We start from the raw sequence: 747 nt of genomic DNA, 5'->3' as shown, positions 1-747 counted from the left end.
GCTACGACGCTACGACACCGCCCCTTGTCGCCTGCTTGAACTACACGCAACCCCGGCGTTCTCCCCGTACGCTATGGGGCAGGTGCGGACGTGACCGGGCCTCGATGACAGCCCAACACTCAGCACATCATTGTGTCCGTACAGCCAAACGCTAGATTCAAGCACTCGGATCGGAAACTCGCATGGAGATCACCAAAAAGGTTGATTGTATACAAGTGGACGGCTTGTTTGGCCATGCATCTCACACGGTTAAGCTCCGCGAGAGTGAACCTACCATCCTGCTCGCCCCTAACGGTGCCGGAAAGACCCACATCTTGCGTCTAACTGCCGCTGCGCTCTCTTTGGATGGGTCGACTCTGGTCGAGACGGTCTTTTCCATATTGACCATTCGCCTGACGGACGGAAGAGAGTTGGTAATCAATCGCTCCGTGCTGCCGGACGGCCCAGTGTCCGTAACCATTCAGGTATGGGCAGGAGGGGAACGTTCTGGGGATAGTATCGAATTTAAAAGCAGCGACCTCGAAGACGCAGACGACACGCTCCCCCCGGGAATTCGAAAGGTCGGGCCAAACAGATGGCTCAACGAGCGTACAGGCATCTCCTATTCTGCATCAGAAGCGGAGCGACGGTTCGGTGCACGAAGCAATCCCCTCGTGGCACTGGCGAAGAACAATCCTGCAATTTCTGAAATCTGCGGTCAACCACGACCTGTTTTTATTGATACGTGGCGGCTTGATGCAAGCCCAA

Annotated in this window: 1 pseudogene; it reads left to right on the top strand. The window is 55.7% G+C overall.

The features are described from left to right. Positions 1-182: 182 nt before the first annotated feature. Positions 183-747 (top strand): annotated as a pseudogene (locus IG178_RS24545) (hypothetical protein); the annotation flags it as partial.

It is taken from the genome of Neoluteolibacter marinus (genome assembly GCF_014904755.1).
Classification (GTDB): domain Bacteria; phylum Verrucomicrobiota; class Verrucomicrobiia; order Verrucomicrobiales; family Akkermansiaceae; genus Haloferula; species Haloferula marina.
Note: the sequence above shows the minus strand (reverse complement) of the source record. Positions and strands in the feature narration are given on the sequence as shown.